Origin of the sequence: uncultured Acetatifactor sp., from assembly GCF_948601915.1 — a bacterium.
GTDB lineage: Bacteria > Bacillota > Clostridia > Lachnospirales > Lachnospiraceae > Acetatifactor.
Genome location: NZ_CAPDXS010000016.1, coordinates 1 through 14,758, shown reverse-complemented (window position 1 = coordinate 14,758; position 14,758 = coordinate 1). Strand labels below are relative to the sequence as shown.

Sequence of the window (14,758 nt, the reverse complement as noted above, 5' to 3'; positions counted from 1 at the left end):
ATCTGCCACAGGCTGTCCCCGGGCCGCACCGTGTATTCCGTGTACGACGGGCCAGGGGAGGGGGATGGCCCGGGCGAGGGAGAGGGATCTGGGGACGGCACGTTCTCACCGATGCCCAGGTATACGTCATAGAGCTTGCGCCAGGTGCTCTGCCCCACGATGCCGTCCGCCGCCAGGTTCATGGCCCGCTGGAACGCAATGACGGACTCCCTGGTGCCGCTGCCGAAGATTCCGTCCTGGGCCGGGGCCGGGACGCTGGCGTAATATTCCGATACCACGTTCAGCAGATACTGCAGGGTCACCACATCCTGCCCTCCGGAGCCCTGGCGCAGGATTACATTCGGCGGAACCGTGCCCAGCCCTAAGGAAATCCCTTCGCTGTCCAGCTCCGCCAGTCTGGCCACCGCGCTGTAGAGGCTGGATATCTTGAACCAGGTGGACTTCCCCACAATTCCGTCCGGTGACAGCCCGAAAATGCTCTGGAATTTCGTTACGGCGGCCCTGGTGCTCTCCCCGAAGGTGCCCGCCGGATCCGTGATTGCCGGGATGGCGGGGTAATTCCTGCGGATTCTGTTCAGGTAGGTCTGGATGGTCTGCACGTCCAGCCCTGTGCTCCCCACCCGCAGGGGCGTCCCCGGATAGGAGGTCAGGCTGCCGGTGATGATGTCCGTGCTGGCCAGCTCGATGTCCTTCGGATAATAGGAGCGAAGAATCTGCAGCGGCGTATACCCCTGGTTGGCCAAAGTCACGGTGCCCCACTGGGACATGCCTTTACAGGTGACGGTGGTGCCGTTGCAGAAGGAGGTGAAATAGGGCACGTTCTGGCCCTGCCTGCGGACGTATTCATTGAAGACTCTGTCCACGATCCTGCTGACGGACTCATAAATGGGCCGCCCGTACACGAAATACTGGTCATAGGCCGTGCTGTTCGTGATATCGAAATTGTATCCTTTCGACCTGTACCACTCCGTGTAGATACGATTCAGGGCAAACGTGACAATGGCATGAACGTTGGCGGTCAGCGAGGCCTCCGGCCAGGTGGGATAGATTTCGCTGCTGGCCACGTTCTTCACGTAATCCGGGAAGGACACCTGTACATTGGAGGCATTCGCGCCGGGAGGCCCCAGATGCACCGTAATGGGGTTGGGGATGACAACTTGCCGCAGAATTCTGTCCGTCGAACCGACAGTTCCGCCGTCCGCCCGGCCTGCTCCGCCCTGATTTCTCCGGGTTCCCATCGGATTCCCGTCCGCAAATCCCCCCGTGCCCGTCAGGCGCGGCATCGCCTCCGGTTGCAGGCTGCCGTCCGTCGGTCTGCCCTCTTCCATCGTTCCGCCGGCACCCGGCGCTCTCCCGGCATCTGCCCGTCCGGTGCCAGCCGTTTCTCTTCCGGCTTCCATCGGCCTGCTGCCCTCTTCCATCGTTCCGCCGACATCAGCCGTTCTCCCGGCATCTGCCCGTCCGGTGCCAGCCGTTTCCCTTCTGGCTTCCATTGACCTGCTGCCCTCTGCCGCGCCACTTCCGTCCTCCGTGTCGGCCCGCCCCACCTGGCCCCGCGCCTCCTGCATGGCCACGGCAGGCTTTCCTACGAAAATCTTCGTCTCCCCGGGACGCCTCTGCCGCTCCTGCATTGGCACCATGGCAAGGGGCAGCACAGCCGTCTCCCGGTCATAAACGGGTATGTTGGAGACATAGATCGTGTCGAAGCCCGCCTTCTGCGCCAGCACATTGTAGCTTGCATATGGCAACCCGGAATAATACTGGTTCTGGGAAAAGCTCTTGTCCAATGTCTCCAGAGGCACAGTCCCGGTCTCCCCGCTTTCGTCCGTGCGAAGCTGGTACAGGCTGTTGCCCTCATCGTCCAGCACCCTGACCTGTACGCCCTCCAGAGGCAGGGCTTCATGGGCAGTCCGCGCCTGTATGGTCAAATATCCAATCGCCATAGTATGGTTCTCCTGATTTCCTGTCATACATAGGATATGATGATAACGGTTTACATGTGTATGGCGATGGCGGGCACACGGAAATCAATTTTGCAAAGCAGCGATCCGAGGTATTGATAATATATCGTATAAAGTGTAGAATTAAGAAAGAATGCCTGACTTCAGAAGTCTCTATCAAAAAAATAAACCCAAATCCAGGAGGTATCATCATGAAAGTCTTACTAATCAACGGAAGCCCCCGTCCAAAGGGCAACACTTCCATCGCCCTGCAGGAGATGGAGAAGACCTTCGCAGCAGAGGGCATCGAGACCGAAACCATCCAAATCGGGAACAAGGACATCCGGGGCTGTATCGCCTGCGGCAGATGCGCGGAGCTGGGGAAATGTGTCTTCAACGACATGGTAAACGAAGCGGCCCCCAAATTCCAGGAATGCGACGGACTTGTAATCGGAAGCCCTGTGTACTACGCTTCCGCAAACGCCACTCTGGTGGCCTTCCTGACCAGGCTCTTCTACAGTACCTCCTTTGACAAGACCATGAAGGTAGGGGCCAGCGTGGTGGCTGCCAGGAGAGGCGGGCTGTCCGCCACCTTCGACGAGCTGAACAAATTCTTCACCATCAGCGGCATGCCCGTGGCCTCCAGCCAGTACTGGAACAGCGTCCACGGCAGAGGGCCGGGGGAGGCGGCACAGGACGCAGAGGGCCTGCAGACCATGCGCACCCTGGCAAAAAATATGGCTTTCCTGATGAAGAGCATAGCCCTGGGGAAAGAGGCTTACGGCCTGCCTGAAAAGGAAGAGCACCTCTGGACGCATTTCATCCGCTGAAAAGCATCCGAAGAGATGACTGGCAGTCGGCACCGGAGCGGTTAATGCCCCATGCGGCACATTTCATGCCATGGCGCTTAAGATATATCCCCATGTTCTCCGATATAAATATAAAGGAAATCACCCACATTCTTCCGGCCGGGAGCCGCCGGCAAGATATGACAGGAAAGGAGAATGGCCATGGCAAATATGATTGAGACAGGTTACGCTGCCGCAGCCGGATTGAGCGGCACACAGAGCACCGCTGTCAACGGCAGGGAAAAGGCGGACAGCAGCTTCTCCGATGCCATGCTGGAGAAATACACCCTTTCCCCGAAAGACATGTCCCTGACAGAATACAAGCTGTACATCCGCGATAAAATAAGGAAGCTTTACACCCACCCCTCCCAGAGGCGGGTGGACTGGCTCATCGACATCACCGATGCCGCTTACAGGCGGATGCAGACAGACCCTCTCTACGAGCAGCAGGTCCTGGACTATCTGGCCAGGAACAAGGCGGCCAACACATACGGCCATGCGCCGAGATTCGTGTTCATCCACATAGACGATACCTGGGAGAAGTGCTACGGTTATGCCTTCGGCATGCAGGACGACTCCCGCGCCAGGAGGGCCGCGGAACGCAGGCGCATGGCGGCAGAGGCCGCAAAGAGGGCCCGCCGGAAAAAGCTTTTAAAGGAATATCTGAAGAAGCGGGCGGAGGCCAAGAGGCTCCAGGATAAGCTGCTGAAGAACCAGATTCTGAAGAACTGGCTGGAGCACGACCGCCTGACCAGGAAATGGATTGACCAGAAGCGGATGGCCCAGGAAATCAAAGAGCAGAAGAAGGAACAGAGGCGGATACAGACCCGGGAAGTCAAAGAATGGAGCGAGGAACGGCAGGCGGAAGCGGCCCTCAACGCCTATGAAGCCAGCATCATCATGATGATCCGCCAGGAGGAGCAGCTTTTTACCTGACGAGGATTCGCAGGGGCACAGGGATAGGTGCCCCTGTTTCGTTATACCGGGGCGTACCGGAAGAAAGGAGACACACAGATGCAGCACAAAATCCTGATTGCGGAGGACGATACGGACATCAGCCGCCTGCTGTCCAGGATACTGGAAGCCCAGGGCTATCAGGCCCTCCAGGCATTTTCCGGGACGGAGGCCCTGTCCCTTATCGAGCGAGAGGAGCCGGACCTGCTTCTCTTAGACCTCATGCTGCCCGGCCTGTCCGGGGAAGAGCTGCTTCGTAAGCTCCGGGAGGAGAGGCGCTATAGCTTCCCCGTCCTGATCCTCTCCGCAAAGAGCGCCCTGGGCGACAAGGTGGCCCTGTTAAAAAGCGGGGCGGACGATTATATCACCAAGCCCTTTGAGCCCGAAGAGGTCATCGCCCGAATCCAGGCCGCCCTCCGGCGGGCGGGCAGCGCCGGCAGCCTTTCCGGGCAGCAGCCGGATGCGCTGACTTACGGCAATATAAAGCTCTATCCGGACTCCCGCAGGGTGCTGGTAAATGACCGGGAGCTGTCCCTGACCGCCCATGAATATCAGCTCCTGCATCTGTTCCTGCAGTCCCCGGGAAAGGTCTATTCCCGGGAAAGCCTTTACGAGCTGGTGTGGGAAGGCGGCTATTACGGCGAGAACAATACCGTGAACGTCCATGTGAGCAATCTGCGCAGGAAGATCAGGGAAGCCGATGCCTCCCGGGAATATATCCAGACCGTGTACGGCATCGGCTTCCGGCTGGGGTGATCGCGATTCTATCGGATGCCCTCCTCTTTTTCCACTATGATAATCTCTATGCCTTTTTCATCGAACAGCTTCAAATCGTCCTCGGACGCATCCCAGTCGGTAATCAGGACGTCAAGCCTGTCCGCGGGGCAGATCGAGACGATGGAGTCGAATCCTATCTTTTCCCTGGGGAACAGGCCTATGGTCTGTCTGGCGCTGTCCATGACCGCGTTGAAGAAGCTGATGGCGGCGGTCTTCTGGATCGACAGGCCGAACTGCGCCGAGATAAAGGCGGATGTGATGAAACATTTGTCAAAGCGCAGACGCTTTATGGTCTCGATTGCTATGGCATCGTAGCAATTTCCCTTGTCGTCCATCTCGCCGCCCAGCAGGATCACCGAGATGTTGTCCCTAGTCCGCAGCTCCTCCGCGATGACGATGGAATTGGTCACCACTCGGATCCGGATGCCGTCCGGAAGATTCTGCGCCATCAGGTAACAGACGGTAGCGGACGTCAGGAAGACGACGTCGTTGTCTTGTATCATGGACACTGCCCTGAGGGCGATCAGCAGGTAATTGTCCTTGACGGTGTCCATATCTTTGATTGTCTTTTTGGCAGGCCTGCCCAGAGCCACCTGGTGCAGGGGCAGCGCCCCGCCGTGGGTCCTTTTCAGCAGCCCTTTCTCCTCCAGTATCCGTAGGTCTCTTTTTGCTGACTCGTAGCTGACCCCGTACTGTTCCTGGATGTCCCCGGTGGTGATGCTGCCCTTTTCCCTCAGCCAGGCCAGAATCGCCTGATGCCGTTCTTCAATGAACATACTTTGGTCTCCTCTCTTTTCGATTGTCCAAATGGATACATGTATTGTTTGTGACTGTATCATAGCACAATCGTTAATATATGTCAATACATTTTTACTATATCGGTTATTAACATTATCTATCGTTAACCAAGATGTGAATACGATATTGAATAAATTTTTGTTTTCTTATTAGATACATAGTGATATAATATACATGATATAGGGCACGCTTTAACATTTCTGCGATGTCACTACCATGCACCACGAAAACATAATATGCTTACCAGGGGAGCCGATAGGGTGTGAATACCTCCGTTTCCGAGCCTTGAACGGAAGGATGAGTACATATGAAGAGTTCATGGTGCTGCTTACTTTTGCAATTCTTATTGTCGCCATTTTGGAATATGTCAACCATAAAAAATAGCACCCCCGCTCCTGCAAAGTAAGGGTGCTATTTTTACCACTATTTTCGCCGGAAACGGATAGGTGTCAGCTATCGTATCGGCTCCCTTGATAAGCATATTATACACGATTTATCAGATAAAATCAATGGCTAACATGCACCATGAAAACATAATATGCTTACCAGGGGAGCTGGGGGACGTGCTCTCACCCAATCCGAGACCTAACGGAAGGCGGTGATTATTATGAGTACATACGAGGAATTCATGGTGATTTTGACTGTGGCGCTGCTGATTGTGGCAATTCTGAATTATACACATAAGAAATAGCCGTCCCGCTCACTGGCAATGACTGGACGACTATCCTTATAAGTCTAAATTAATTATTCGCCGGGTCGGGTGACCTGCACTCACTTTCCGGCTCCCTTGATAAGCATATTATAAACCAAATCTGATGAAGCGTCAAGCATTAAAAGCGGCCACCGCATGTTTCCTATACCCCTCCCCGGAAATCTTTACGACATCTTTAAAAGTTCTTTATGACTTATTAACCCCCCATGGTCTATACTGATAAATGTCAGCCGGAACAGGTACGTCCCGGCGAAAAGGAGGCCAGAAATGAACGATTCCGTCATAGAAGCAAATCAAGTCACAAAAAAATACCGCTCCGTCCTGGCGCTGGACGGGGTGAGCCTGCGGGTGAGCCCCGGAAGCATCTACGGGCTGATCGGCGACAACGGCGCAGGCAAGTCCACCCTCTTGAAGCTCCTGGCCGGGCATGTCTTCCCCACCGCAGGGGAGATCCGCCTGTTCGGCCGCTCCGGGGAAAAGGAGCTTCTCCGCTCTCGCAGGCAGATGGGCGTCATGATCGAGCGTCCGGGCTTCTTCCCCAACATGACCGTGGAGCGCACCCTGGAATACTACCGCATCCAAAAGGGCATCCCGGGAAAGGAAAAGGTACAGGAGCTCATGGAGCTCGTGGACATCCGGGAAAAGCGCCGGGAAAGATGCAAGCGCCTCTCCCTGGGCCAGAAGCAGCGGCTGGGCCTTGCCATCGCCCTGCTGGGAGAGCCCGCGGCATTGGTCCTGGACGAGCCCGTCAACGGCCTGGATCCCAGCGGCATAGTGGAGCTGCGCGCCCTGCTCCATAGGCTGAACACAGAGAAGAACATCACCATCCTGCTGTCCAGCCATATCCTGCCCGAGCTCCAGCAGACCGCCACCATGTTCGGGTTCCTGAGCAGGGGAAAGCTCTTGGAGGAGATATCCGCCCAGGAGCTGCACGAAAGATGCGCAGACCGCCTGGACATCGCCGTGGACGACAGGGAAAAGTACGCCGCCCTGCTGGCAAAGCATTTCCCGGAGGAGAGCTGGCGGGTGCTCCCGGAGGGCACCATCCAGATCCGCGGCTTCCGCCGGGAACCTGAGGCCTACAGCCGCCTGGCCATGGAGCATGGGCTCTGCATCCTGGGGCTGGAGCGCAAGTCCGCCTCCCTGGAGGATTATTACATGAACCTGAAGAACGGAGGGAAAGAATCATGCTGAACTACATCAAAAGCGAACTCTACCGAGCGGCACACAGCAAAGAGCTCCGCGGGGCTTTCATCGGCCTGCTGGCAATCATCCTGTTCCTGAACCTGACCCTGTTCCTCATGAAAGACGTGGAGCATTTCCGGTACGGCTCTTCCTCTTTCTCCTACTCCATGCTTGTATCCGTGCCCATGATGTACTGCTACGTGGCCGCTGATGTGGCCGCCATGCTCTACGAATCCGACAGGAGGAACGGTACCATGGGAAACAGCATCGCCTATGGCATCTCCCGGATACAGCTCCTGGCCGGGAAGTGCGTGGTCTGCTTTGTGGCCTCCCTGGTCATGCTGGCAGTGGCATTGCCCTTATACATCGGATGCGCCGAACTGCTGCTGCATGCCACAGGCCCCACCACCATCCAGGATATGCTGCTGGAAGTCCCTGCCATGTCCCTGATTGCCACCGGCTCCCTGATCCTGGCCGTAGTCCTGCTGGATTTCTTTGAAAACAGCTTTTTCAGCGTCCTGGCATGGCTGACCGTGATGCTGTTCCTGCCCAAGATCCTGCTGTTCGCCGGGATTGTCCTGCCCTTTGGCGGGGACGTCCTCATGGACGTGGCCATGTGGATGCCCGCCAACTTCATCCCTGCGGGGACAAATGTCAACATGTCGGAATGCACCACCATATGGGACACCGGGGCGGGCATGGCCAGATGCCTCATCTCAGGCACAGCGGGAATCCTTGTGTTCAGCGCGGCAGGTGTGCTATTATTGAGGAAAAAGGACATTTAGGGCAGAAGCGCTTTTAGGGGGATGAAGATGGGAGATTTTTTTCGGATACAGGATTTGGGACTGATATTCTTTATAATTGCTGCGGCATATTTTGCTTTTCGGTATTTCGCGCTTGAACATGCCCTGCAGGAGACGGCCCGGGAGCTTTCGCAGATTCAGGGTGATTTGCTCCGGAACCAGATTCTCCATCTCCCCCTGCCGGACAAAGGGCTGGAGCGGCTGATGGAATCCATCAACGGCGCTCTGGAGCAGATCCGCAGGGAGCGGATGGCCTATGAGAAGCGGGAGCGGGAGTTCCAGCAGCAGATCGAGAACATCAGCCACGATCTGCGCACGCCACTGACGGTCATTCTGGGATATCTGAAATGGCTGAAAGCTCCCTCCGGGAATGCCTCTTTCCGGCTGGAGGAGTCCCTGGACGTGCTGGAGCGGGGCGCGCGCTCCATGGAGCATCTGGTCTCACAGTTCTATGCTTTTTCCCGGGTAAACGGCATGGATTTCTCGCTGGAACTGGAGCAGCTAGACGTGTGCAGACTGCTGCGGGAGAGTCTTGCGGACAATTACGGTTCCCTGGAGAGAGAGGGGTTCTCTCTGGAAAGCCGCCTGCCGGAGCATCCTGTGATGGCACAGGGGAACAGGGATGCCTGTCAGCGCATCTTCGCGAACATGCTCACAAACGCAGGAAGATATGCCCACAGCTATCTGGACATCCGCATGCAGGAAAGCTGTGGGCAGGTTCAGATTCTTTTTGAAAATGATTCGGCGGAGATCAGGAAGGATGATGTACCGAATCTTTTTAATCGTTTTTACAGAAATGATGTCTCCCGGAGCAAAGGCGGCACAGGGCTGGGGCTGACCATAGCGAAATCACTGGCGGAAGCCATGGGCGGCTCCCTGACGGCCCAGGCTCTCCCCGCCGCAGAGGCTCCCGCCGACAGAGGGAACGGATGCCATGGGCAGACCTCCGTCTGTTTTGTCCTGACTTTGGTCAAGGGAACCGCCTCTGCCCCGCCGCCCGTCCCCCCCCGCCCCAGGCTGACAGCAGGCCGGAGGATGGCCCGCCCGACAGCGGGCCGACAGCTACAGCCCCACCGCACAGCGGGCCATCTGTGCACACAGCCCCATAATCCGGACTTTAAGCCTGTCTCATTGCCAGGGAAAATCCGCCGCCTGAAACCGCCCAAATCGTTCCGCCGTCTCTTCAGGGCAGCTTCTTCCCCGCCGCCAGGTACATCTCATACCATTCGTCCCTGGTCAGGCGGATATCGGAGGCCTTGCAGACATCCCGCACCCGCTGCGCGTTGGTGCTGCCCACGATGGTCTGGATACGGGCGGGATGGCGCATGATCCACGCCACGGCGATGGCATTGGGCGTCACCTGGTATTCTTCCGCCAGCCGGTCCATGACCCGGTTCAGCTCCGGGAATTTCTCGTTTCCGATGTAGACGCCCTCGAACATGCCGTAGAGGAAAGGAGACCACGCCTGTATAGTCATTTTCTTCAATCTGCAATATTCAATCACGCTGCTGTCCCTGCTGCAGCCCGCCTCATTACAGATATTCACATTGAGCCCTGCATCAATGGTAGGGCAGTGGGCCACGGAATACTGAATCTGGTTGACGCACAGGGGCTCCGCCAGGCAGCTGTTCAGCAGCTCTATCTGCATGGGATTATGGTTGCTGACGCCAAAGGCGCGGACTTTTCCGGCCTTTTTCAGGATATCGAAAGCCTCCGCCACCTCCTCCGGCTCCATCAGCGCGTCCGGGCGGTGCAGCAACAGGATGTCGATGTAGTCCGTGCCAAGCCGCTTCAAGCTGCCGTCCACGGATTCCAATATATGTTCCTTCGAAAAATCATAGCAGATGCCGGGACGGATGGCACACTTGGTCTGTATCACCATGCGGCTGCGCAATTCGGGGGTCAGAATCTCCCCGAACCGGCTCTCCGCCTCTCCTTTTGCATAGATGTCCGCATGGTCGAAGAAATTGATGCCTGCCTCCATGGAAGCCTCCACCAACTCCTGCACGGCGCTTCCCAATCCGGTGATCCGCATGCATCCCAGGCCGATGGCCGATGCCTCCGGCACGTTATCATTGATTTTCAGCATTTTCATGAAATGAATTCCTCAATCTTTCTGTTTTACTTGTCTTGAAAAGCCCTTTTCAGCCGCTATATGGAAATCCACCAGCATACGCCATACCTGTCGATAACGGTGGCACAGCATCTGCTCCATGGCAGCTCATGAATCTCCTCCAGCACCAGCCCGCCGTCACGCAGGACATCAAGCGCACGCCGGACGCTCTCTTCGGCCCCCATCTCAAATACGTTAAAGGTCATTGTCTCCCATTTCATTTTGTGGACAAGCTCTATGTCGCAGGGATTCTTTGCCTCGCCTATGGCCAGGAAGCCGTCCCCATTGACCGATAATTCACAATGTTCATAGGCGGTGCCACTGTCATTTTTGATTTCAAATGTTATCTCAGCGCCAAAGGCCCTGCAATAGGTTTCTGCCGCCTCCATGCTGTTTTTTACGTAGACCTGGGTATAGTTCTTCATCTATGCCGCTCCCTTCCTACCCCTTTTCTGACATACCGGTGCAGCCAGCACATCAACAGATTTTCGCTCCGTTCACGCTTCCAGCCACATGTCCGACACGAAATACAGCAGCGCAGCCCAGGTATACAGGGGATAGAATTTCCCACGCTCGTCCCGGCCCTTTTTCAGCAGCTCTCTGGCCTGGGCTTTGGTCAAGAGACAGAAGCCGTCGAACTGCTCGGAGCCCACGGCCCCCTCCTGGGACAGGTCGGTGGGCCTGGCGGAACGCAGCACGGCGCAGATCAGCGCATTGCTCTCGTCCGTCAGGCCCGGCGTGGAAAAGACCAGGGGATTCACCACCCTGACGGTGTCGGTGTCCCGAACCTCCAGCCCGGTCTCCTCCCGAATCTCCCGGATGGCGGTGGATACCAGGACATCCGGCCTCTCCCTGTCCTCCTCGTCTATGAGGCCCGCGGGCACGCTGAGCAGGTACTGGCCCGCGGGATAGCGGAATTCATAGGACAGCAACAGCTTCGGCTCCTCCCCCTCCCCGTCCAGGATGACGAAGCAGCTCACTGCGTCCGCCAGCATAGCCTCGAACTCCTGGTCCGACTTTACGGCGGTGAGGTTCTCCATGTCCCGCCTGGTGGCGTCATAATAGTGCTTCCCCGGGGCATACTGCAAATCGGCTACCCGCAGATAGGGGGATTCAAATAAGGTCTTTACGTTTTCTCTCTTGATTTCCGGTCTCTGTTCCATGGGGCTCATTCCTCCTGTTCCAGCCTGCGCCTCTTCGTTTCCCGCCTTGAGGCTGCTTTATGCTTTTCATGACATTTCTGGTCGGTATCTTTATCCTACCTTATTTGAGCCGGAAATACAAAGCTTTTTTACAAATCGCCGCCCTGAAATTCCCTTATGTCCAAATCTCCGCTGACCGTGGATATCTCCACGGAATGGGTTCCCGCTCCAAGCTCCCCTTCCGCGTTCTTCCTTTTCTTGTCAAAGGACAGCGCATCGTCGAAGAATGTCCCGCACTCGCCGCTGGTGGTACTGAACCGGAAGCGGAAATCCGCCGTCCCTGGGAACGCCAAATCCACCGCCCCGCTGGTGGTGGAGATGTCCAGGTCTCCTGTCAGGTCCTCCAGGAAGACGCGTATGTCGCCGGAGACGGAATGGGCCCTGCCAAAGGAGCCTGCCCTGGAGACCGTAAGCTCCCCGCTGGTGGTGCTCATGCGAAAGCTCCCTGCGAGACTCCCCACCCGGATATCGCCGGAAGTGCTCTCCGCATCCAAATCCCCTTCGCCCTCCTCCAGCCGGATCTCGCCGCTGGTGGTGGACAGCGTGATGCTGCCTGTCACCTGTCCCAGCGTGATGTCGCCGCTGGTGGTGGATGTGCGCAGGGGTCCCTCCAGAGCGGATACCCGAATTTCCCCGCTGGTGGAGGATATCTTCGTCTCCCCCCGGGCCTGCTCCACCGTGATATCGCCGCTGGTGGTGGAAATGTCCTGTTTTTCTGCCAGGGCGCTGTCCAGGCGGATGTCGCCGCTGGTGGAAGACACCTGTATCTTCTCCGCCTGGACCTCCGGGAACAGCATGTCGCCGCTGGTGGTGGAAGCCAGAAAGCCGCCCTGGGCTGTCAGTCCGATTTTGGAGGATATCTCCCCGCTGATGGTCTTCACGGTCAGCGTCTCCATGTCCCCGGCGAAGCCCGCAGGCAGGTACACCTCCACATAGGCTCCCCGGAAGCCGATGGAGAGGAAGGAGAAGAACCTATGTCCCGCCCCTGTGATTCTCAGCTCCCCGCCTGACTGCTCTATGGCGGAAAGCTGGTTCTGTCCCGGTTCATAATTCATGTATTCCCGGATGATGATTTCATCCCCTGTGCCCTGATAGAACAGCACGTCCGTGGAGCCTGAGGAGCCTTTTCCATAGTCTATTTTCAGGCTCCGGATGTCCTGGGCCGGGAATTTCTTCTCCTGAACCAGCGAGTAGTTCCCGCCGCCGGCCAACGGAATCCCCCTGGACAGGGAAACCCCCAGCGCCACGCACAGGAAGACCATCACCGCTCCAATTATGCCAATCAAAGCAATCTGCAATTTTTTCATAATCCTTATTCCTCCCCATTCTGCTGCCGCCACGCGCCGCGCCTCCGGGCGCCCGCCTACCCGGCAGCCCTCCTTCGGCCGGTCCTGACTCCCCCGGCTTCATGAACCGGTGTGCTTTATGTTGAACACCAACACCTCGATCATCTGGGCGCAGGCTCCCACCAGGAATACCAGCCAGGTAATCTCCCACCGCTGCGTGGTCATGCTGATGGCAAAATAGAGCAGCAAGGTCACCAGCCAGATGAGCATGCTGACAGAAGTCCGGATCGCCCTCTCCCTGCTGCCGGTGTGGGCGGCCTCCTTGTACAGCTCCACCAGGTTCTCCTCCTTTTTGTTGTAGGCGGGATACATATTCGCCGCGTAGATCAGCATACAGGTAGGCGGGATGCAGATCAGCGCCGTCAGCGCCAGCCCCAGGATGCCGCCTTCCGGCGCCAGGGCATAATACATCTCGCTGACCACCATGGAGATGATGAAGACCACTCCCGCAAAGATATAGATCCCAACGGCGGCTGCCTTGAGCACTGCCCTCTTCCGCCGCTGCTCCTCCGGCAGCAGGAACAGGCTCCTGTCCTTGAGATCCTCGAACAGCTCCGTCACGTCCCCGATGGAGTCCACAACGATTCGGAACGCGTCCTCCTCCTGACAGCCCTCGCCGATCAGGTCTTCGTACTTCTCTATGGTGTTCTGGGTCATCTCCTCTTTCAGCTCCACGGCCCTCCTGGTCTTGGGCGCGTCCCTGAACAGTTCATTGATATGCTTTGTGATTTTTTCCTTCATGCTTATTTTCCTTTCTGCAATTCTTTCTGCGCTTCTGTTCGCATTCCTGTCTACATTTCTGCCTTTTTTCAGATTTCCGGAGCTTCCTCCTCATTTCAGCAGCTGGTCGATGGTGAGCTTTGCCTCCTCCCAGTCCCGCTTGTAGGACTGATAGGCCTGGCGTCCCTCCTCCGTGATGGAGTAATAGCGCCGCCTGGCTCCCACGGTCTCGTCGCCCCAGTAGGTGCGTATGTAGCCCGCCTGCTCCAGGCGGCGGAAGGCGGAGTACAGCGTGGCCTCCTTCAGCTCGCACCGGTTGTCGGTCTTCTTCATGATGTCCTTGTTGATCTGGTAGCCGTAGCTGTCCTGCTCCAGCAGATGGGACAAGATGATGGCCTCCGTGTGGCCCCGTAAAATATCGGACGTAATTGACATAGGCGTCTCCTTTCTTGTTACAATATACTCCTATATACCTCGTCTGTCAAGGTATATTTCTATTTGTGGTATATATTCTGGAGAAATATTTTACATCAGGCCATGGTGGGTGATTTTTCCATACATCTGTGCTACAATGGGGACAGAGATTGGATAGAAAGGGGATAACATGGAATTTCAAAGCTGCTTTCCCATATGGAATCGATTGGACACAGAACAGCAGGCCCGCATCCTCGGCAGCCTGGTAAGCCACCGCGTCAAAAAGGGGACCGTCATCCACAACGGAAGCATGGATTGTACCGGCCTGCTCCTGATCAAATCCGGACAGCTTCGGGTGTACATCCTCTCGGACGAAGGCCGTGAGATCACGCTCTACCGCCTGTTCGAACTGGATATGTGCCTGTTCTCGGCCTCCTGCATGCTGCGCTCCATCCAGTTCGACGTGACGATCGCGGCGGAAAAGGACACGGAATTCTGGGTGGTGCCCACCGAGGTGTACAAAGGCATCCTGGAAGAATCCGCACCGGCGGCAAATTATACCAATGAGCTGATGGCCTCCCGCTTTTCGGATGTGATGTGGCTGATGGAACAGATCATGTGGAAGAGCCTGGACAGGCGCCTGGCGGCGTTCCTCCTGGAAGAGGTCTCCATCGAGGGAAGCGACAGGTTAAAGATCACCCACGAGACAATCGCCAACCATCTGGGCTCCCACCGGGAGGTCATCACCCGGATGCTCCGGTATTTCCAAAATGAGGGGATGGTCCGGCTGAGCCGGGGCGTCATTGAGATTACGGATGCGGATAAGTTGGAAGAGACAATCGGGCACTAGTACACCAGTGCATGAATTCCCGAATCAAATACCCCGCTGCGAGCAACGGGGTATCAAGCTTGCAACGCTGCAGAGCAGCGGGGTATTTGACCCTCG

Annotated in this window: 15 protein-coding genes and 1 pseudogene; 8 read left to right on the top strand and 8 right to left on the bottom strand. The window is 56.8% G+C overall.

The window, feature by feature from the left end:
* Positions 1-1,943 (bottom strand): peptidoglycan-binding protein (locus Q2B33_RS04300; RefSeq protein ID WP_300887264.1); only part of this gene is annotated, 1,943 nt, incomplete at its 3' end.
* Positions 1,944-2,152: 209 nt separating this feature from the next.
* On the opposite strand from Q2B33_RS04300, the gene Q2B33_RS04295 reads away from it, so the two are divergent.
* The 3 genes from Q2B33_RS04295 (at position 2,153) to Q2B33_RS04285 (ending at position 4,498) form a co-directional block, all read left to right on the top strand.
* Positions 2,153-2,770: a flavodoxin family protein gene (locus Q2B33_RS04295; RefSeq protein ID WP_300572708.1), complete on the top strand. Its 618-nt coding sequence runs from the start codon at positions 2,153-2,155 to the stop codon at positions 2,768-2,770.
* A gap of 180 nt (positions 2,771-2,950) precedes the next feature.
* Positions 2,951-3,724 carry a hypothetical protein gene (locus Q2B33_RS04290; RefSeq protein WP_300572705.1) on the top strand — a complete coding sequence of 258 codons (774 nt, stop codon included), beginning with the start codon at positions 2,951-2,953 and terminating at the stop codon, positions 3,722-3,724.
* Positions 3,725-3,802: 78 nt separating this feature from the next.
* Positions 3,803-4,498, top strand: a complete 696-nt coding sequence (locus Q2B33_RS04285; protein WP_300572703.1) for a response regulator transcription factor — start codon at positions 3,803-3,805, stop codon at positions 4,496-4,498.
* 8 nt (positions 4,499-4,506) lie between these two features.
* Here the strand turns inward: Q2B33_RS04285 and Q2B33_RS04280 are convergent, their stop codons facing one another.
* On the bottom strand, positions 4,507-5,295 hold the full coding sequence (locus Q2B33_RS04280) for a DeoR/GlpR family DNA-binding transcription regulator (RefSeq protein WP_300572700.1): 789 nt from the start codon (positions 5,293-5,295) through the stop codon (positions 4,507-4,509).
* Between the two features lie 238 nt (positions 5,296-5,533).
* Between Q2B33_RS04280 and Q2B33_RS24690 the strand changes: the two genes are divergently transcribed.
* The 4 genes and pseudogenes from Q2B33_RS24690 to Q2B33_RS04265 all read left to right on the top strand — a co-directional run.
* Positions 5,534-5,701 carry a putative holin-like toxin gene (locus Q2B33_RS24690; protein ID WP_369124240.1) on the top strand — a complete coding sequence of 56 codons (168 nt, stop codon included), beginning with the start codon at positions 5,534-5,536 and terminating at the stop codon, positions 5,699-5,701.
* A 595-nt stretch (positions 5,702-6,296) separates the two neighbouring features.
* Positions 6,297-7,223, top strand: coding sequence for an ABC transporter ATP-binding protein (locus Q2B33_RS04275; RefSeq protein ID WP_300572697.1), 927 nt, complete (start codon positions 6,297-6,299; stop codon positions 7,221-7,223).
* Positions 7,217-7,999 (top strand): ABC transporter permease, encoded by a 783-nt coding sequence (locus Q2B33_RS04270; RefSeq protein WP_300572693.1) that lies wholly within the window; start codon positions 7,217-7,219, stop codon positions 7,997-7,999. Before Q2B33_RS04275 ends, Q2B33_RS04270 begins: the two co-directional genes overlap by 7 nt.
* A gap of 21 nt (positions 8,000-8,020) precedes the next feature.
* Positions 8,021-8,908 (top strand): annotated as a pseudogene (locus tag Q2B33_RS04265) (sensor histidine kinase); the annotation flags it as partial.
* Between the two features lie 292 nt (positions 8,909-9,200).
* On the opposite strand, the gene Q2B33_RS04260 reads toward Q2B33_RS04265, so the two are convergent.
* From Q2B33_RS04260 to Q2B33_RS04235, 6 genes are all read right to left on the bottom strand, one after another.
* Positions 9,201-10,112, bottom strand: a complete 912-nt coding sequence (locus Q2B33_RS04260; protein WP_300572687.1) for an aldo/keto reductase family oxidoreductase — start codon at positions 10,110-10,112, stop codon at positions 9,201-9,203.
* Positions 10,113-10,168: 56 nt separating this feature from the next.
* Entirely contained in the window at positions 10,169-10,555 is a 387-nt protein-coding gene (locus tag Q2B33_RS04255; RefSeq protein ID WP_296469770.1) for a hypothetical protein, read from the bottom strand.
* Positions 10,556-10,627: 72 nt separating this feature from the next.
* Positions 10,628-11,293, bottom strand: coding sequence for an NUDIX hydrolase (locus Q2B33_RS04250; protein WP_300572683.1), 666 nt, complete (start codon positions 11,291-11,293; stop codon positions 10,628-10,630).
* 128 nt (positions 11,294-11,421) lie between these two features.
* Positions 11,422-12,639 (bottom strand): DUF4097 family beta strand repeat-containing protein, encoded by a 1,218-nt coding sequence (locus Q2B33_RS04245; RefSeq protein ID WP_300572680.1) that lies wholly within the window; start codon positions 12,637-12,639, stop codon positions 11,422-11,424.
* A 99-nt stretch (positions 12,640-12,738) separates the two neighbouring features.
* Positions 12,739-13,419 carry a permease prefix domain 1-containing protein gene (locus Q2B33_RS04240; RefSeq protein WP_300572677.1) on the bottom strand — a complete coding sequence of 227 codons (681 nt, stop codon included), beginning with the start codon at positions 13,417-13,419 and terminating at the stop codon, positions 12,739-12,741.
* A 90-nt stretch (positions 13,420-13,509) separates the two neighbouring features.
* A complete protein-coding gene (locus Q2B33_RS04235) occupies positions 13,510-13,833 on the bottom strand; it encodes a PadR family transcriptional regulator (protein WP_296458255.1) in 324 nt (107 codons plus the stop codon).
* A gap of 169 nt (positions 13,834-14,002) precedes the next feature.
* Here Q2B33_RS04235 and Q2B33_RS04230 point away from each other — a divergent pair, with 169 nt between their 5' ends.
* On the top strand, positions 14,003-14,662 hold the full coding sequence (locus Q2B33_RS04230; RefSeq protein WP_300572671.1) for a Crp/Fnr family transcriptional regulator: 660 nt from the start codon (positions 14,003-14,005) through the stop codon (positions 14,660-14,662).
* Positions 14,663-14,758 lie beyond the last annotated feature (96 nt).